Origin of the sequence: Longispora albida DSM 44784 (genome assembly GCF_000379825.1) — a bacterium.
GTDB classification, from domain to species: Bacteria; Actinomycetota; Actinomycetes; order Mycobacteriales; family Micromonosporaceae; genus Longispora; species Longispora albida.
Genome location: NZ_KB903833.1, coordinates 468,061 through 484,624 on the forward strand (window position 1 = coordinate 468,061; position 16,564 = coordinate 484,624).

Sequence of the window (16,564 nt, forward strand, 5' to 3'; positions counted from 1 at the left end):
GACCGTCCGGGGTTGTCCTGAGCTTGTTCCGGGGTGTCTCACACCTGTCTCACGTGACCATCGGAAGTCCTCGATCCGACAGTGTCCACTGTGGAAACTCGCTAGCGTGCCGGTCACGACTATCACGGCAACTCGGGAGTATCCGTGAAACGTTTCCTTTCTGCCCTTATCCCGCTCTCCTTCGCCATCGTCGGGATCCCAGCGCTCGCCAGTGCGGCCGAGCCTGTGGTCGACCGGACCGGCACGCCGGTCTTCTCGGTCATCACCGGCGAGCTGGCGACCTATAACGACCAGGACAAGCGGGCCTTCACCCTCGCGCCGTCCGAGCACACCGCCAACGCCCGCGGCGACGTCATCGTGGGCTTCTCCGCCGAGGCCCCGGCCGGCAGCGGCCTGGACCCGGGCATCATCCGCGTCCGGCGTACGGACGGGCCGGCCACCGACGAGCTGGGCGGCCAGCAGCTCAACACGACCGGCAGCATGTCCAGCTTCACGTACGCGACGCTGTGCCCCGGCGACGGGTACCAGGTCGCGGTGCAGGCCAACCGGAAGACGGCCGGGAAGTACGAGATCGCCGCGTACCTGATCGGCGACGTGAACGGTGACTTCGAGGTCGGCGCGGACGACGTGGCCGCGATCGACGCGGCGCGGGGTGCCCGGCCGGGCGAGGCCCGGTACACCGTGTGGGTGGACGCCGACCGCAACGGCGTCGTCACCAGCACGGACGTGCAGCTCGCCAGCAGCAACCTGGGGGCGGCGACGCAGCTGCGCCTCACTCCGGTGAACCCGCTGGACCAGGCGCTCCCGCCGAACGCGCTGGCGCTGGACGGCGTGACGCCGGCCGGGTTCAACCCGCGGACCGCCGCGCTGAACTTCGACCTCACCGGCACCCAGTTCCACCCGGAGGCCACCGAGGCCGCGCTGAAGGTGAACACGACCAAGATCCCCGCCTCGGGGCTCGCGGTCACGCCGGGGCGGATCAGCACGACGGGCCAGGTGCTCGCCGACGGCCGCAACGACATCTCGTTCACCGGCATCGACCAGGCCGGCCGCAAGGTCTACCACACCAGCACCGTGTGGGCCGGCTCGCGGAACCTGCTGGTCAGGGTGGTGGACGAGGCCGGGGTGCCGGTGAGTGACCCGGTGACGATCCGGGTCAGCCTCACCGACGACCAGGACGTGTACGCCGAGACGCAGACGACCGCAGGCCAGCACACGTTCGGCAACGTCCCGTCCCGTACGGTGCTCATCACGGCGAAGGCCAGCAGCAACCGGTTCGGCACGATCGGCATCTTCGCCGGCCAGGGCACGGTGACGGTGAAGCTGCGCGGCTTCGGCACGCCCAGCACCGTCAAGAACAACGACTTCAGCCTCGGTACCGAGGGCTGGGCCGTCGGCGGAGCCCCCGTCGCGATCAAGCCGCACGTCGAGGGCATCCCGTTCGCCGGCCTGACCGCCCCGGCCAGCGAACGCACCGAGGGCATCGCCCCGCTGGAGGGCCCGGGCACCGACGACCCGGTCGTCGACAAGGACCTGACCCTCGGTACCGGCGGCCAGGGCGAGCAGTCGGTCTCGCGCACGTTCCAGCTGGACGAGGACGTGACGGCGCTGCGCATCCGGTACCGGTTCATCACGACCGAGGTACCGGGCGGCTACTACGGCAGCCAGTTCAACGACTACTTCCGGGTCTCGCTGCGCACCCAGGTGGGTGGCGGCGCGTCCTCCGAGGCGAACAGCATGAACGGCCTCGGCCTCGGCGCCTTCGACTACGGCAGCGGCGCGACCCAGTGGCAGGACGTCACGCTCGACGTGTCGAACGCCGGCGACACCGTGCAGGTCGACCTCGGCGTGGCCAACGTCGGCGACGGGTTCCTGCCGTCCTATGTGGTCGTCGACTTCGTCGAGGAGGTCCGCGACCGGATCCGGCCCACGCTGACGTGGAACAACACGCAGGGCGGGCTCAACCTCCGGTACACGGTGGAGGGTGACGAGCCGCTGGAGCAGGCCGGCACCATCAACGTGCACTTCGCCAACGGCGCCGGCTACGCCAACCGGATCGGCGGCGCGGTCTTCACGCACACCGTCCCGGCAGGCACCGCCCCCGGCGCGCACGGCCCGGTCCACATCGCCGGCAACACGCTGGCCGGTGACCCGGCCGGCACGACCCACCTGATCGCCACCAGCAGCCCGACCAGGGTCGGCGCACTGGCCGATGTCGTGATCAACTTCGGCGCGCAGGCCAACGCCGGGGCGGTCGGAGCGGCGATGCGCGACATCGTCAAGGACGGGCTGCGCGCGGCCGGTCAGGCCAACGCCACCATCACCAGCACGGCACGCAGCCCGGAGGACCAGGCCCGCGCCATGTTCAACAACCTGGTGAACCCGGGGCACACCGTCGCCCAGAACACCCAGACCCAGCTGAACATGTACGCCGCGGCCGGCGACGCCGTGGTCAACCGGTTCACGGCGGCGACGGCGGGCATGACGCTGGCCCAGATCAACCAGAACGCGGCCACGGTCCAGGCGGCGATGGTCAACGAGATCAACGCCCAGGGCCCGAGCAACGTGTCCCGGCACTGCGCGGACCCGGCCGTCCGCAACGTGGTCGACGTGGGCATGGCGGCCTTCAACGGCAACGGCGGGTTGTTCATCAACGCCGTCGCTGGCCGGCTCAGCCACCACATCATCGAACCGAACAACAACTGCTACCACCTGGAACTAGCTGTGTAGCCGGGGTTGGGTGAGCTGCCCTCTCCGGCAGGTTCCCTTTGTGCTCCGGCCTGGGGGCCGGAGCACAAAGCGAACCAGGGCGTCTCCACCCAACCCGTGCCCGGCCGCCGTTACCCGCGCGACGTCTGCCGGCGCTTCACGGTCAGACCGGTGGTGGCTTCGGTCAGACCGGTAGTGGTCTTGGTCAGGCCGGTAGTGGCTTTGGCCAGGCCAGATAGTGGCTGAGGCTTCGGGGAAGCTTCAGCTCCAGGGTCGCCTGATTTTCTGGTACTCCTCGATGCCCATCACCGGGGTGCGCAGGTGTGACAGGTACAGGCGGCCTTCCAGGTGGTCCAGTTCGTGGGCGACCAGCCGGGCCAGGCCGGGGCCGCACTCGGTCTTGAGCTCCTCGCCGTCTAGGCCGGTGTGCACGACCGTGATCCGTACCGGCCTCGGCACCAGGCCGCGCACGTCGAAGAAGCTCAGGCAGCCCTCGTACTGCTCGTCGCAGTCCACGGAGGCGTCGACGACCCGGGGGTTGAAGAACGTCAGGTACTCGCCCTCGCGGCTCCGCACGACGCAGGCGGCGTAGCCGTAGCCGATCTGGGTGGCGGCGATGCCCATCCCGTTGGCGAAGTCGTGCAAGGCCTGGACCTCGCCGGCAGCCGCGACGAGCTCGGCCTCGATGTCCAGGGCCAGCGCGGCCTCTCTGGGGAGCCGGAGCGGCCGGGCGGGGACGACGAGCTCCGGTGCTCCAATTTGGACGATTCCCAGATCAGTCATGGCTTGGACGATCGTCACCGGCCCCGCTCCCCCTCGTGCTGACCGGCGATCTTCGGAGCCGGGCGAGATGATCCTATGCTGCCCGCCCTTCGGTCATGTCCGACAAGCGATCTGTCCATCTGCCGGGATGACTATGGACATCCTCCGGCCCGCCGGGGCCGCCGCACGAGGACTTGCGGCCGGCGGGCCGTCCCACCACAAAGGACACAGGATCTATCGGGGCAGCAGGCCCCGCAGGTACGCGGCGTCGACGCCAGCGAGGCTGGCCCGCCAGGCGTACCCGCCGGCCGGCTCCTCCGCCGCCAGCAGCACCGCGCAGCCGGCCCCGGCTGCGCTCGCCGCCCCGATCACCGTGTCCTCGACCGCCACGCACCGGTCGGCGGCGACGCCGAGCTGGCGGACCGCCGAGCGGTACGGGCCGGGGTGCGGCTTGCCCTCCGGTACGTCGTCGCCGCACACCATCACCGCGAAGCCGCCGAGCCCGGGGATCGAGGACACCACCCGGCGCCGCGTGGCGGTGACCAGGGCCGTCGGCACGCCGGCCGAGCGCAGCTCAGCCAGCAGCTCGGCGGCGCCGGGCAGCCAGCGGGCGTCGGCCAGCAGCTCGGCCACCCGGCGCTCGACCCAGTCGGCGCTGGAGGAGGCGGCCGTCATCGGCCAGCCGAGCTCGGCGTGGACGATGCGGAGCGCCGAGCGGACGTCGAGGCCGTCCGTCCGGCTGAGCAGCTCGGGGGGCAGTGCCCGCCCGGCCAGCTCGCAGTACACGTCATCCCAGACAGATTCACTGTCCACAAGGGTGCCATCGAGGTCGAAAAGGACACCGGCTAGCGCAGGACCATACTTCCGCAGTGTCCGGCAGCCCAGGGCACTTGTCTGTACCCATAGGCATGAGTGAATGACGCGGAGTTACGTTACACCCGCAATTGCCGGAATTACTGGCAGCCGGAATCCCACTTTGGAGCTATGGCAGGTTGTTGGCTTCCCGGACGACGGTCACGAGCTCGTTGATGATGTCGGTGAGCGCGTAGTCCTTCGGCGTGAACACCCTGGCCACACCCGAGGCCAGCAGCTCGGCCTCGTCCTCCGGCGGGATGATCCCGCCCACGATCACCGGGATGTCGGCGTCGCCGAGCTGGCCGAGCACGTCGGCGACCGCCCGCAGGTGCGCCCCGGACAGGATGGACAGCCCGATCAGGTCGGCGTCCTCCTCGATCGCCGCTGCGGCCACCTGGGCCGGGGTGAGCCGGATGCCCTGGTAGATGACCTCGAAGCCGGCGTCACGGGCCCGGACGGCGATCTGCTCGACGCCGTTGGAGTGCCCGTCGAGGCCCGGCTTGCCGAGCAGCAGCCGGAGCTTGCGCCCGCCGAGATCCTTCGCGGTCTGCGCGACGCGCGCCCGGACCTCGGCCAGGCCCGCCGCGTCGGCACTCACGCCCGCGATGCCGGTGGGTGCCCGGTATTCGCCGAAGACCTCGCGCAGGGCCGCTGCCCACTCACCCGTCGTGACGCCCGCCTGGGCACAGGCCAGGGACGCAGGCACAAGATTTTCTTCGGTACCCGCCGCGCGCCGCAGCTCCGCCAGCGCCTCGTCCACGGCCACCTGGTCGCGGGCCGCGCGCCACTCCGCGAGCGAGGCGACAGCCGCCTCCTCCACGGCCGGGTCGACCTGCACGATCGGCGCCGCCCCGGCTGCGGTCAGCGGGCTCGGCTCCGTCTCGGTGTACTTGTTGACGCCGACGACGGTCTCCTCGCCGGTCTCCAGCCTGCGCCGCCGCTCGGCGTGCGAGGAGACCAGGGCGCTCTTCAGGTACCCGGACTCGACGGCCGCCACCACGCCGCCCATCTCCAGTACCCGGCCCAGCTCGGCGCGGGCACCCTCGGCGATCTCCGCCGTCTTCGCCTCCACGACGTGCGACCCGGCGAACAGGTCCTCGTACTGGAGCAGGTCGGACTCGAAGGCGAGGATCTGCTGGATGCGCAGGCTCCACTGCTGGTCCCAGGGCCGGGGCAGGCCGAGCGCCTCGTTCCAGGCCGGGAGCTGGACGGCACGGGCCCGCGCGTCCTTCGACAGGGTCACGCCGAGCAGCTCGAGGACGATCCGGGCGACGTTGTTCTCCGGCTGCGCCTCGGTCAGGCCGAGCGAGTTGACCTGCACGCCGTACCGGAGCCGGCGGGCCTTCGGGTCCGTGATCCCGTACCGCTCGCTGGTGATCTCGTCCCACAGCTGGCCGAAGGCGCGCATCTTGCACATCTCCTCGACGAACCGCACCCCGGCGTTGACGAAGAAGGAGATCCGCTGGACGACGGCCGTGAAGTCCTCGACCTCGGCCCGGGACCGTACCTCGTCGAGGATCGCGATCGCGGTGGCCAGCGCGTAGGCGACCTCCTGCACCGGGGTCGCCCCGGCCTCCTGGAGGTGGTACGAGCAGACGTTCATCGGGTTCCACTTGGGGGCGTGGCGCACCGACCAGGCGACGAGATCCGCCGTGAGCCGCAGCGAGGGGCCGGGCGGGAAGATGTGGGTACCCCGCGACAGGTACTCCTTGATGATGTCGTTCTGGGTCGTGCCGGCGAGCCGGCTCGCGTCGCCGCCCGCGGCAGTGACATACAGCGCGAACAGCCACATGGCAGGCGCGTTGATGGTCATGGAGGTGTTCGCGGCGGCGAGGTCGATGCCGTCGAACAGCGCGTGCATGTCGCCGAGGTGCGCGACCGGCACCCCCACCCGGCCGACCTCGCCGCGAGCGAGTTCGTGGTCGGGGTCGTAGCCGGTCTGCGTGGGCAGGTCGAAGGCGACCGAGAGCCCGGTCTGCCCCTTCGCCAGGTTGGTCCGGAACAGCGCGTTGCTCCGGGCCGGCGAGGAGTGCCCCGCGTAGGTCCGCATCAGCCAGGGACGGTCAGCCATGCGCCAGACTCTACTGAACGGTAATTAAGCTGTGGGCCGTGACACTCGTCACGGTGGAAGAGATCTTGGTTACGAGGCTACGCCGCGGCCAGTGCCGCCTCGTCGGGAAGCACCCGGTCGAGCCGGGTGACCCGCAGCAGGCGGGCGAACCTCTCCGGCGTGCCGCTGAGCACGATCCGGCGCCCGGCCCTGACCGCCCGCTGCTGCGCGGCGACCAGCATGCCCAGGCCGGTGGCATCGATGATGTCCACCCTCGCCAGCTCGACGACGAGCGGCCCGTCGCCCAGCGCGATGGCGCTGTCCAGCTTCTCCCTGACCCGTGCGACGGTCTGGGCGTCCACGCGGCCCGCCAGGCTGACCCGCTCGCCCCCGAAGACCTGACCCAGCATGTGATCCCCCCTGATCTGTCGTTGCCGCCTCTTCACTGAAAGATCGGCGCGCCGGCAACTGCTCACCAGATAGACGCGCGGCCCGTGCCTGACGGTTCACCTGAACCCTGCCAGGCCGGACGGCCAGGGGCGTCATCCCCCGAACTGATCTGGACCTCCACCCGAAGTAGCAGGAAGCCTCTCCGGCATAGTGTCTGACGTGCCTGGTGAAGTTGCAATACAAGTACGAGATCTCAGAAAGTCGTATAAATCCCAGCCTGCCGTCGCTGGCCTCGACCTGAGCGTGGCCACCGGGGAGGTTTTCGCCCTCCTGGGGCCGAACGGCGCTGGCAAGACGACGACCGTCGAGATCCTCGAAGGCTTCCGCCGCCGCGACTCCGGCGAGGTCAGCGTCCTCGGTACCGACCCGGACAGGGCGAACCCCGCCTGGCGGGCCCGGATCGGCGTCGTGCTGCAGAGCACGGGCGAGTTCGAGGAACTCACCGTCGAGGAGGTCCTCACCCACTTCGCCGGGTACTACCCGCACCCCGACGACCCGGAACGGCTCATGGAGCTGGTCGGGCTCACCGGCAAGCGCAAGGCCCGGGCCAGGACCCTGTCCGGCGGGCAGCGGCGGCGGCTCGACGTGGCGCTCGGCGTGATCGGGCGTCCTGAGCTGCTGTTCCTCGACGAGCCGACCACCGGCTTCGACCCGCAGGCCCGGCAGGAGTTCTGGGGGCTGATCCGCGGGCTGGCGGAGGCCGGTACGACCATCGTCCTCACCACGCACTACCTGGACGAGGCGGAGGCCCTGGCCGACCGGGTCGGCGTGATCACCGCTGGCCGGATCGTCGCGGTGGACACCCCGGCCGGGCTGGGTAACCGGACCAGCAGGCCGGCGACCGTGCGCTGGCTGGGCCCGTCCGGACCCCGCGCTGAGGAGACGGCCACGCCGACCGAGTTCGTCGCCCGGCTGTCCGGGGAGCTGGGCGGGGAGATCCCGCAGCTCACCGTGACCCGGCCGACCCTCGAAGACGTCTACCTGGAGCTGATCGCGTGAACGTACTCACCCTCGGGGTCCGCCGTGGCCGGCTGGAGATCAAGCAGTTCCTGCGCAGCCGGGAGTCGGTGGTCTTCACCCTCGGCTTCCCGATCATCATGGTCACGATCTTCAGCCTGATCTACCCGGGCGAGCTGGCCCCCGGCGTGCGCTACAGCCAGTACATCCTGACCGGCATGATCGCGGCCGGGCTGATGGCCACCGGCTTCCAGGGGCTCGGGATGCAGATCCCGATGGAACGCGACCGTGGCGTCCTCAAGCGGCTGGCGGGCACCCCGATGCCGAAGGCCTCGTACTTCGCCGGCAAGATCCTGATGGTGCTGGCGATCGGCGCGCTGTGCACGGCGCTGCTGCTCGCCTACGCCGTCCTCTTCACGGGTACCACGCTGCCGGCCGACCCGATGAAGTGGCTGACCTTCGCGTGGGTGTTCGTCCTCGGCATCACCGGCTGCACGCTGCTGGGCATCGCCGCGTCCTCGCTGGTGAGCACGGGACGCGGCGCCTCAGCCGTGGTCACGCCGATCGCGCTGGTCTTCCAGTTCGTCTCCGGCGTGTACTTCGTCTTCACGTCGCTGCCGCACTGGATGCAGCAGGTCGCTGCCCTGTTCCCGCTCAAGTGGATGTGCCAGGGCATGCGCTCGGTGTTCCTGCCCGAGTCCTACGCGGCCCACGAGGCGGCCGGCAGCTGGGAACTGGGCAAGGTCGCCCTGGTCCTGGCCGCGTGGGTCGTCATCGGGCTAGCGCTGTGTCTTCTGACGTTCCGGTGGACGACTCGGCGGGACGGCTGACCGCCGGCGTCGTACCCCGCAGCACCGCGCCGAACAGCAGGCCGCCCACGACGTAGCCGGCGCCCTGGATCGTCAGGATCTCGATCACGCCGATCCGCTCGGTGAACAGGGCGGCCAGCCCGGCGCCGATCAGCACCGCCAGCGACATCAGCCCGGTGGCCACGGCGAACACCCTGCCCATGAACCGGTCAGGCGTGCTGCCCTGGATCATCGCCATCAGCCCGGCGAACATCAGCGCGCCCGGCACGCCGACCAGGGCGAACAGCAGGAGCTGCGGCCACAGTTCCGCGGTGAGCCTCGGCAGGTTGAAGATCGCGAGGTCGATCAGCCCGAACAGCACCGTGCACACGGTCACCAGGCGCAGCGGGGCGACCCGCGAGCCGATCCAGCCGCCGAGCAGCCCGCCGGCGATCCCGCCGACCGCCTGCGCCGACATCACGTAGCCCAGCTCCGCCGCCCCGCCGTGCAGCGCGTCCTGCACGAAGAACGCGAAGGCCGAGCCCATCACGCCCTCCCCGACAGCGGTCACGGTGATCAGGGTCAGCACGCCCGCCAGCGTCCGGCTCCCGCCGATCAGCCGGAACCCGCCGGCCAGCTCAGCCCGGAAGCCCTGTTCCTCGCCGGGCTCGCGTCCGGCCCGGTGCGTGCCCCTGATCAGCGCGATCAGTACCGCCGCCACGGCGAAGGTCACGGCGTCGAACACCGCGGCGCCTGACAGCCCGACCAGCGCGGCCATGAACCCGCCCAGCGCCGGGCCGACCAGCCGGGCGAGGTTGTTGTTCAGCGAGTTCAGCGAGTTGGCCGCCGTCAGGTCACCGTCGCCGATCAGCCGGGGCAGCAGCGCGCCCTCCGCCGGGACGAAGAACAGCACCAGCACGGCCTCCGCGAAGGCCACGCCGTAGGCGATCGGCACGGTACCGGCGCTGTGCACGAGAACCAGAGGCAGCACGGCGAGCGCCTGGAGCACGCTGATCGTCACCATGATCCGGCGCCGGTCCCAGCGGTCCACGAACACGCCGGCGAAGGGCGCGAGGAACAGCCGGGGCAACGTACTCGCCGCGATGATCCCCGCGACGTGCGCCGGGGAGCCGGTGAGCTTGAGGACGTAGATCGGCAGGGCGATCCGGAGCATCCAGTCGCCGGCCATCGAGATCAGCCCGGCGAACCACAGCAGCGCGAAGTCACGCCGCAGGAGGAGGGAGAGGTGCTGTCGCTGCATGACGTCACTCTGACATCAGAGTACCGCCGAAATCAAGAGTCATTTTGGCGTCACATGCCTCGGCGGGCACGCAAAAATCCCGGCCGCCCTGGTGAGGGAGGCCGGGATTCAGGCGAAGCGGGGGTTACTGGTACTCGTAGAAGCCCTTGCCGGACTTCCGGCCGAGGTCGCCGGCCGCGATCATGCGCTGGAGCAGCTCCGGCGGGAAGAACTTGGAGTCGTTGGTCTCGTTGAAGATGTTCTGCGTCGCGTGCGTGAGGATGTCGACGCCGGTCAGGTCGGTGGTGGCCAGCGGGCCCATCGCGTGACCGAAGCCGAGCTTGCAGGCGATGTCGAGGTCCTCGGCGCTCACCACGCCCGTCTCGACGAGCTTGACGGCCTCCATGACCAGCGCGCAGATCAGCCGGGTGGTGACGAAGCCGCCGGTGTCCCGGTTGACCACGATGCAGGTCTTGCCGATCTCCTCGGCGAAGGCGCGGGCGATGGCCAGCGCCTCGTCGGAGGTCTTGTAGCCCCGGACCAGCTCGCAGAGCTTCATCATCGGCACCGGCGAGAAGAAGTGCGTGCCGACCACCCACTCCGGGCGCTCGGTGACCGCGGCGATCTGGGTGATCGGGATGGCCGAGGTGTTGGTGGCCAGCACCGCGCCCGGCTTGCAGATCTTGTCCAGCGCCCTGAACAGCTCCTGCTTGACGTCGAGCTGCTCGAAGACTGCCTCGACCACGATGTCGGCACCGGCGGCGTCGCCGAGTTCCGTCGTGGTGGTGATCCGGCCGAGGGCCGCGGCGGCCTCGTCCTCGGAGATCTTGCCCTTGGCCGCGAACTTGGCCAGCGAGCTCTCGATGCCCGCCAGCCCGCGAGCAGCGGATTCCTTGGTCAGGTCCCGCAGGGTCACCTGCCAGCCGGCCTGCGCCGCGACCTGGGCGATGCCGGAGCCCATCAGCCCGGCGCCGATCACCGCGAGCTGTCCCGCCATGTCGTCACTCCTTCTCCATTGGATTGCCCGCAGCCTATTCTGCGTACTGAACGGTCATTCAGGTGGCCGAGTGCCTGCGCGAAGAGTGACTAGAGTGTCACACTGAGCCCGTGGAAGGGTCGGAGAGCCTCACTCTGATCGCAGGCCCGCTGATCGCAGTCGCGGTCCTCGGTGGCCTCGCGCTGACACTGTTGTGGGCGTTCCGCTCGGAGCAGCGCTCCGCGGCGGAGAGCGACGCCCCGTGGGCCGCGTGGGACGGCTCACCGTGGCCAACGCCGGACCCGTACGGCGAGGACGACACGGACACCGACTCCCGGGACTACGGCCTGCTCAAGGACGTCGCGATCGTCGACGGGCCCGCGGCGGCCGACGCGCTGCGCGACGCCCTGGCGCTGTGCAACATCCGGACCACGGTCGTGATCGAGGGCGACGGGCGGATCCGGGTCCTCGTCTTCGACGACGAACTCGACCACGCTCGGCGTGTATTGGGTTAGTTGGGCTGCCCGCTCCGTCTGGTTCCCTTTGCGCTCCCGCCCCAGGGGGCCTCCGCGCAAAGCGAACCGCGGGCAGCCCAACTAACCCGTGCCCAGCCGCCGTTACCCCCGCGACGCCTGCCGGCGCTTCACGGTCAGACCGGTAGCGGTTTCGGTTAGACCGCTGTCGTCCGGTCAGATCGTGTACGTCTCGTCCAGTGGTGCCTCCGCCCGGTCGACCGTGACACCCAGGGAGCTCAGGTCGGTCAGGAAGCCCGGGTATCCCCTGTCGATGTGATGCGAGCCCGCAACGTCCGTCGTGCCGTCGGCGCACAGCCCGGCCAGGACCAGGCCGGCGCCGGCGCGGATGTCTGTGGCGCGGACGGGGGCGCCGGAGAGGCGTTCGCGGCCCCGGACCACGGCGTGGTGGCCGTCGGTGCGGATGTCCGCGCCGAGCCGGGACATCTCGTTCACGAACATGAACCGGCCGTCGAAGATGTTCTCGGTGACGAGTGAGGCGCCGTCGCTGACCGCCGCGAGGCCCATCGCCATCGGGAGCAGGTCGGTCGGGTAGCCGGGGTACGGGAGGGTGCGGATGTCGACGGCGCGCGGCCGGTCGGCCTGCTGCACCCGGATGCTGCCGGCGGTGGTGGTGATCGTGGCGCCGGCCGAGGTGAGCTTGTCGAGGGCCAGGTCGAGGAAGGCCGGCTCGATGCCGGTGACCGTGACGTCGCCTCGGGTCATGGCCGCGCCGTAGGCCCAGGTACCCGCGACGATCCGGTCCCCGATCGTGTGGTGCTCGACCGGCTTGAGCTCGTCGACGCCCTCGACGCGCAGGGTGGCCGTGCCGGCGCCTTCGATCCGGGCGCCCATCTCGGTGAGCATCCGGCACAGGTCGACGATCTCGGGTTCGCGGGCGGCGTTGTCGATCTCGGTTTCGCCCTTGGCGAGGACGGCGGCGGTGAGCAGGTTCTCCGTGGCGCCGACGCTCGGGAAGTCCAGCCAGATCTGCGCGCCGTGCAGCCGGGCGGCGCGCGCGATGACGAATCCGTGCTCGCTGGTGATCTCCGCGCCCATCCTGGCCAGCCCGGCGATGTGCATGTCGAGGCCACGGGAGCCGATCTCGTCGCCGCCGGGGTGGGCGACCCGGACGTGGCCACGCCTGGCGAGCAGCGGGCCGAGCACGCAGATCGAGGCGCGCAGGCGGCGTACCAGGTCGTAGTCCGCCTCGACCAGCGGCTCGGCCGGAACGTCGGCGATGACCGTGCACGACTTCGCGTCGGCGGGCTGGATGGTGATCTCGCAGCCGAGCCGGCGCAGGACCTCGGCCATGATCGCCACATCGGTGATCCGGGGGACGTTGCGCAGCACCGTGCGCCCGCCGGCCAGCAGCGCCGCCGCCATCAGCTTCAGGGCGGAGTTCTTCGCACCGACGACGCCGACGGTGCCTTCCAGCCGGACCCGGCCGTTCACTCTGATCACGTCCACACCTGCCAGGTTACGTATGCTGGGCGCATGTCTGGCGTCCATCTCACTCGGATTTACACCAAGACCGGCGACGCCGGCTCGACCGCGCTCGGCGACTTCAGCCGGGTGCCGAAGACCGATCCGCGGATCGAGGCCTACGCCGACGCGGACGAGACCAACGCCGTGATCGGCCTCGTGCTCACGCTCGGCGACCCGGCCGACGATGTCCGCGCCGTGCTCCAGCAGATCAACAACGACCTGTTCGACGTGGGCGCCGACCTGTGCAACCCGATCACGGAGAACCCGGAGTACCCGCCGCTGCGGGTCACCGAGGCCTACATCACCCGGCTGGAGGGGTGGTGCGACGAGTTCAACGCGCGGCTGTCCAAGCTGGACTCGTTCATCCTCCCGGGCGGTACGCCGGCTGCGGCGTTCCTGCACCAGGCGCGGACCGTGTCGCGGCGGGCCGAGCGGCGGGTCTGGGCGCTGATCGAGGCCGACCCGGAGCGGACGAACGTGCTCGCGGCCAAGTACCTCAACCGGCTGTCGGACCTGCTCTTCATCCTCGGCCGCGTGGCGAACCCCGACGGCGACGTCAAGTGGGTCCCCGGCGGAGGCCAGTGATCCACCACGTCGAGCTCTGGGTGCCCTCGCTGGCCGAGGCTGCCCGGAGCTGGGGCTGGCTGCTCGGTGAGCTGGGCTACGAGGTGTACCAGGACTGGCCGGGTGGCCGGTCGTGGAAGGCCGGGGGCGCCTACATCGTGTTCGAGGAGTCGCCGGCGATGCTGCCGGGCGGGCACGACCGGATGCGCGCCGGGCTCAACCATCTCGCGCTGCACGCCGGTACCCAGTCCGATGTGGACAGGCTGACTGCTGAGGCGCCAGCGCACGGCTGGGAGCTGCTGTTCGCCGACCGGCATCCGCACGCCGGCGGGCCGGAGCACTACGCGGCATATCTGACCGACCAGCAGGGCTTCGAGGTGGAACTCGTCGCGGGGACGCCGTAGGTGACAGTCACGGCGGGCGAGCACGGGACCGAGGTGCTCGCCTCCGCCACACGTCCGTCACGGGCCGGCCTGCGGCTTCGCCGTGATCGTTACAGGGTCCTCGAGCGGTTCCGCTCGGTCGCGACGTAACCGAGCTTGGTGTAGAGGTTCTGGGCGACGGCGTTGCTGCCGAAGACGTTGAGGCCGAGGACGGTGTCGCCGGCTTCGACGCTGGCGCGCTCGCCGGCCAGCATGGCGGCCCTGCCGTAGCCCTTGCCCCGGTGGGCCGGGGACGAGGTGACCCCGAAGACGTAGGACATGCCGGGCATCATGTCGTGCCGGAGCCAGATCGTCGCGACCTGCTCCTGCCCAGCCTCCACCACCCAGAAGGTGTGGCCGGGTGTGGCCATGCCCTCCGGCAGCAGCTCGGGGAACTCCTGCCTGGACCGTTCCAGCGCCCGCTCCAGGCTCATCAGGCCCGAGCTGGAGATGTCCCTGGCGTAGCCCTCGACCTCCCCGTCGCGCCAGGCGGGGAACTCCTCCTCCGTCATCGGCCGGGCCGTGACGCCCTCGGGCAGCTCTGGCGCGTCACCGAGCCGCTTGACCATCTGCATGGCCCGAAGTGGATAGTCGTCGAAGAGGTGGCTACGGCCGTCCACAGTGGTACTGATCTTCACGGCGCCCTTGGCCCGGGCCCATTCCTCGCCCCACGCCCGGGCCGCCGTACCGAGGCCCTGACCGCGAAGCTCCGGCTCGACCCAGATGTCGTCGACCCTGGCGACGGTCTCGCCGTGCTCCTCCCGGACTGACAGGGCAAGGAAACCGGCTGGGTTACCATTGGCCGTCATCGCAGCGACGACGGTCTCTGCCGCCGACGCGCGCCAGTTCCGCCGGTTCTCCAGCCGTTGCTGGACAGCCTGCCCGGACATGCCGGCCGCGAGCAGCCAGTCCGTGTACCGCTGGGACCAACATGAATCCCACTCGGATTCATCACCGAGAACATTAAATTCTGTCACGCCGCCACGATAGCGAGCCTAAGGTAACGATTATGACGGCAACTATTCAGGCCGAAGGAATTGTCAAGACGTACGGCCAGCTCAGAGCCCTCGACGGGCTGGATCTCTCGGTACCGGAAGGCACAGTCCTCGGCCTGCTCGGGCCGAACGGGGCTGGCAAGACGACCGCCGTGCGCATCCTGACCACCTTGCTGAGACCGGATTCCGGCTCCCTCACTGTCAAGGGCATCGATGTCCTGAAGCATCCCGACGACGTCCGCCGGATCATCGGCCTGTCAGGACAGTACGCGGCTGTCGACGAGTACCTGACCGGCTACGAGAACCTGGAGATGATCGGCAGGCTGTACCACATGAGCAAGCGCCAGGCCCGCGAGCGGGCCAACGAGCTGCTCGAACGGTTCACCCTCACCGACGCGGCCTCCCGCCCCGTCAAGACGTACTCCGGTGGCATGCGCCGCCGCCTCGACCTGGCCGGCGCGCTCGTCGCCGCCCCGCCGGTCATCTTCATGGACGAGCCGACCACCGGGCTCGACCCGCGCAGCCGCCTCGGCATGTGGGACGTCATCACCGAACGGGTCCGCGAGGGCACGACGCTGCTGCTCACGACGCAGTACCTCGAAGAGGCCGACCAGCTCGCCGACAACATCATCGTGATCGACCACGGCAGGGCGATCGCCGAGGGCACCCCGGACGAGCTCAAGCGCAAGGTCGGCGGCGAACGCCTCGAACTCACCCTGCGCGGCGAGGCCGAGGTGGCCACCGCCGCGGCCATCATGCGCGGCGTCGGCACCGGCGAGCCCACAGTGGACAGCGAGACCCACCAGGTGCACGTGCCGGTGACCCGTGGCGCGCCAGCCCTGATCGCCGCCATCCGCGAACTCGACGCGGCAGGCATCGAACCAGTCGACATCGCCGTGCACCGGCCGACCCTGGACGACGTGTTCATGCGGCTCACCGGGCACAGCACGGAGGACAAGACGACGGAGGAGCAGAAGTGAACCCGGTCGTGATGGCGCTCAGCGACGGCTGGGTGGTCGCCAAGCGCAACCTGATCAAGATCAAGCGGATCCCCGACCTGCTGATCTTCTCCACGATCCAGCCGATCATGTTCGTGCTGCTCTTCGCGTACGTCTTCGGCGGCGCGATCCCGACCCAGGGCGTGGACTACAAGGAATACCTGATGGCCGGGATCTTCACCCAGACCGTGGCCTTCGGCGCGGCCATCACGGCGATCGGCCTGGCCGAGGACCTCCAGAAGGGCACCATCGACCGGTTCCGTTCCCTGCCGATGTCCCGCGCAGCCGTCCTCATCGGACGGACGACGTCCGACCTACTCAACAACGTGCTCGTCGTCGCCGTGATGTCGATCTGCGGGCTGATCGTCGGCTGGCGGATCCACAACGGCTTCTTCAAGGCCATCGCGGGATTCCTGCTCCTGCTCGCCTTCGCGTACGCGATGAGCTGGGTCTCGGCCCTCATCGGCCTGTCGGTGAAGAGCGTCGAGGTCGCACAGAGCGCCGGCTTCATCTGGATGTTCCCGCTGACCTTCCTGTCCAACGCCTTCATCCCGACCCACACGCTGAACCCGTTCCTGCGAGCGGTCGCCGACTGGAACCCGATCAGCTCCATCGTGCTGGCCATCCGCGACCTGTGGGGCAACGCAGGAACGATGCCCCGGCCCGAGGGCTTCCCCGGCGAGCACCCGCTGCTGCTGTCGCTGCTCTGGATCGCCGGCATCCTCCTCGTCTTCGTCCCCCTCTCCATCCGCAAATACCGCCAAGCCGCCTCTCGGTAGTGCCGACCCGCTGAGAGCG

General features: G+C 69.9%; 16 protein-coding genes. 8 read left to right on the forward strand and 8 right to left on the reverse strand.

The features are described from left to right. The first annotated feature begins 144 nt into the window (after positions 1 to 144). Positions 145 to 2,730 (forward strand): hypothetical protein, encoded by a 2,586-nt coding sequence (locus A3G1_RS38775; protein WP_157641233.1) that lies wholly within the window; start codon positions 145 to 147, stop codon positions 2,728 to 2,730. A gap of 240 nt (positions 2,731 to 2,970) precedes the next feature. On the opposite strand, the gene A3G1_RS0119825 is transcribed toward A3G1_RS38775, so the two are convergent. The 4 genes from A3G1_RS0119825 to A3G1_RS0119840 all read right to left on the reverse strand — a co-directional run bounded on the left by A3G1_RS0119825 (position 2,971) and on the right by A3G1_RS0119840 (position 6,786). Then, a complete protein-coding gene (locus tag A3G1_RS0119825; RefSeq protein WP_040478848.1) occupies positions 2,971 to 3,492 on the reverse strand; it encodes a peptide deformylase in 522 nt (173 codons plus the stop codon). A gap of 213 nt (positions 3,493 to 3,705) precedes the next feature. Beyond that, positions 3,706 to 4,389 (reverse strand): HAD-IA family hydrolase, encoded by a 684-nt coding sequence (locus A3G1_RS0119830; protein WP_083937000.1) that lies wholly within the window; start codon positions 4,387 to 4,389, stop codon positions 3,706 to 3,708. 64 nt (positions 4,390 to 4,453) lie between these two features. Further along, complete coding sequence (locus tag A3G1_RS0119835) at positions 4,454 to 6,397, reverse strand: methylmalonyl-CoA mutase family protein (protein ID WP_018351230.1); 1,944 nt, start codon at positions 6,395 to 6,397, stop codon at positions 4,454 to 4,456. Between the two features lie 77 nt (positions 6,398 to 6,474). After that, a complete protein-coding gene (locus A3G1_RS0119840; RefSeq protein WP_018351231.1) occupies positions 6,475 to 6,786 on the reverse strand; it encodes an STAS domain-containing protein in 312 nt (103 codons plus the stop codon). Between the two features lie 199 nt (positions 6,787 to 6,985). Here A3G1_RS0119840 and A3G1_RS0119845 point away from each other — a divergent pair, with 199 nt between their 5' ends. Beyond that, positions 6,986 to 7,825, forward strand: coding sequence for an ABC transporter ATP-binding protein (locus A3G1_RS0119845; protein WP_085985718.1), 840 nt, complete (start codon positions 6,986 to 6,988; stop codon positions 7,823 to 7,825). Beyond that, on the forward strand, positions 7,822 to 8,613 hold the full coding sequence (locus A3G1_RS0119850; protein ID WP_018351233.1) for an ABC transporter permease: 792 nt from the start codon (positions 7,822 to 7,824) through the stop codon (positions 8,611 to 8,613). The genes A3G1_RS0119845 and A3G1_RS0119850 overlap by 4 nt, the downstream gene beginning before the upstream one ends. Here A3G1_RS0119850 and A3G1_RS0119855 read toward each other — a convergent pair. Next, positions 8,555 to 9,832 carry an MFS transporter gene (locus A3G1_RS0119855; protein ID WP_018351234.1) on the reverse strand — a complete coding sequence of 426 codons (1,278 nt, stop codon included), beginning with the start codon at positions 9,830 to 9,832 and terminating at the stop codon, positions 8,555 to 8,557. The genes A3G1_RS0119850 and A3G1_RS0119855 overlap by 59 nt on opposite strands. Before the next feature lie 124 nt (positions 9,833 to 9,956). Next, positions 9,957 to 10,808: a 3-hydroxyacyl-CoA dehydrogenase family protein gene (locus A3G1_RS0119860; protein WP_018351235.1), complete on the reverse strand. Its 852-nt coding sequence runs from the start codon at positions 10,806 to 10,808 to the stop codon at positions 9,957 to 9,959. A gap of 110 nt (positions 10,809 to 10,918) precedes the next feature. Between A3G1_RS0119860 and A3G1_RS0119865 the strand changes: the two genes are divergently transcribed. Next, the gene (locus tag A3G1_RS0119865; protein ID WP_018351236.1) at positions 10,919 to 11,302 is read left to right on the forward strand and encodes a hypothetical protein; all 384 of its coding nucleotides are present in this window, start codon (positions 10,919 to 10,921) and stop codon (positions 11,300 to 11,302) included. A gap of 174 nt (positions 11,303 to 11,476) precedes the next feature. Here the strand turns inward: A3G1_RS0119865 and murA are convergent, their stop codons facing one another. Continuing rightward, positions 11,477 to 12,811, reverse strand: coding sequence for a UDP-N-acetylglucosamine 1-carboxyvinyltransferase (murA, locus tag A3G1_RS0119870; protein WP_040478850.1), 1,335 nt, complete (start codon positions 12,809 to 12,811; stop codon positions 11,477 to 11,479). Between murA and A3G1_RS0119880 the strand changes: the two genes are divergently transcribed. Beyond that, positions 12,797 to 13,372, forward strand: a complete 576-nt coding sequence (locus tag A3G1_RS0119880) for a cob(I)yrinic acid a,c-diamide adenosyltransferase (RefSeq protein ID WP_018351238.1) — start codon at positions 12,797 to 12,799, stop codon at positions 13,370 to 13,372. The genes murA and A3G1_RS0119880 overlap by 15 nt on opposite strands. After that, positions 13,369 to 13,755, forward strand: a complete 387-nt coding sequence (locus A3G1_RS0119885) for a VOC family protein (protein WP_018351239.1) — start codon at positions 13,369 to 13,371, stop codon at positions 13,753 to 13,755. The genes A3G1_RS0119880 and A3G1_RS0119885 overlap by 4 nt, the downstream gene beginning before the upstream one ends. Before the next feature lie 89 nt (positions 13,756 to 13,844). Here A3G1_RS0119885 and A3G1_RS35740 read toward each other — a convergent pair whose 3' ends face one another. Further along, on the reverse strand, positions 13,845 to 14,663 hold the full coding sequence (locus A3G1_RS35740; RefSeq protein ID WP_018351240.1) for a GNAT family N-acetyltransferase: 819 nt from the start codon (positions 14,661 to 14,663) through the stop codon (positions 13,845 to 13,847). A gap of 119 nt (positions 14,664 to 14,782) precedes the next feature. On the opposite strand from A3G1_RS35740, the gene A3G1_RS0119895 reads away from it, so the two are divergent. Beyond that, the gene (locus tag A3G1_RS0119895) at positions 14,783 to 15,748 is read left to right on the forward strand and encodes a daunorubicin resistance protein DrrA family ABC transporter ATP-binding protein (protein WP_018351241.1); all 966 of its coding nucleotides are present in this window, start codon (positions 14,783 to 14,785) and stop codon (positions 15,746 to 15,748) included. Further along, positions 15,745 to 16,545 carry an ABC transporter permease gene (locus tag A3G1_RS0119900; RefSeq protein ID WP_018351242.1) on the forward strand — a complete coding sequence of 267 codons (801 nt, stop codon included), beginning with the start codon at positions 15,745 to 15,747 and terminating at the stop codon, positions 16,543 to 16,545. Before A3G1_RS0119895 ends, A3G1_RS0119900 begins: the two co-directional genes overlap by 4 nt. The last annotated feature ends 19 nt before the right edge of the window (positions 16,546 to 16,564 follow it).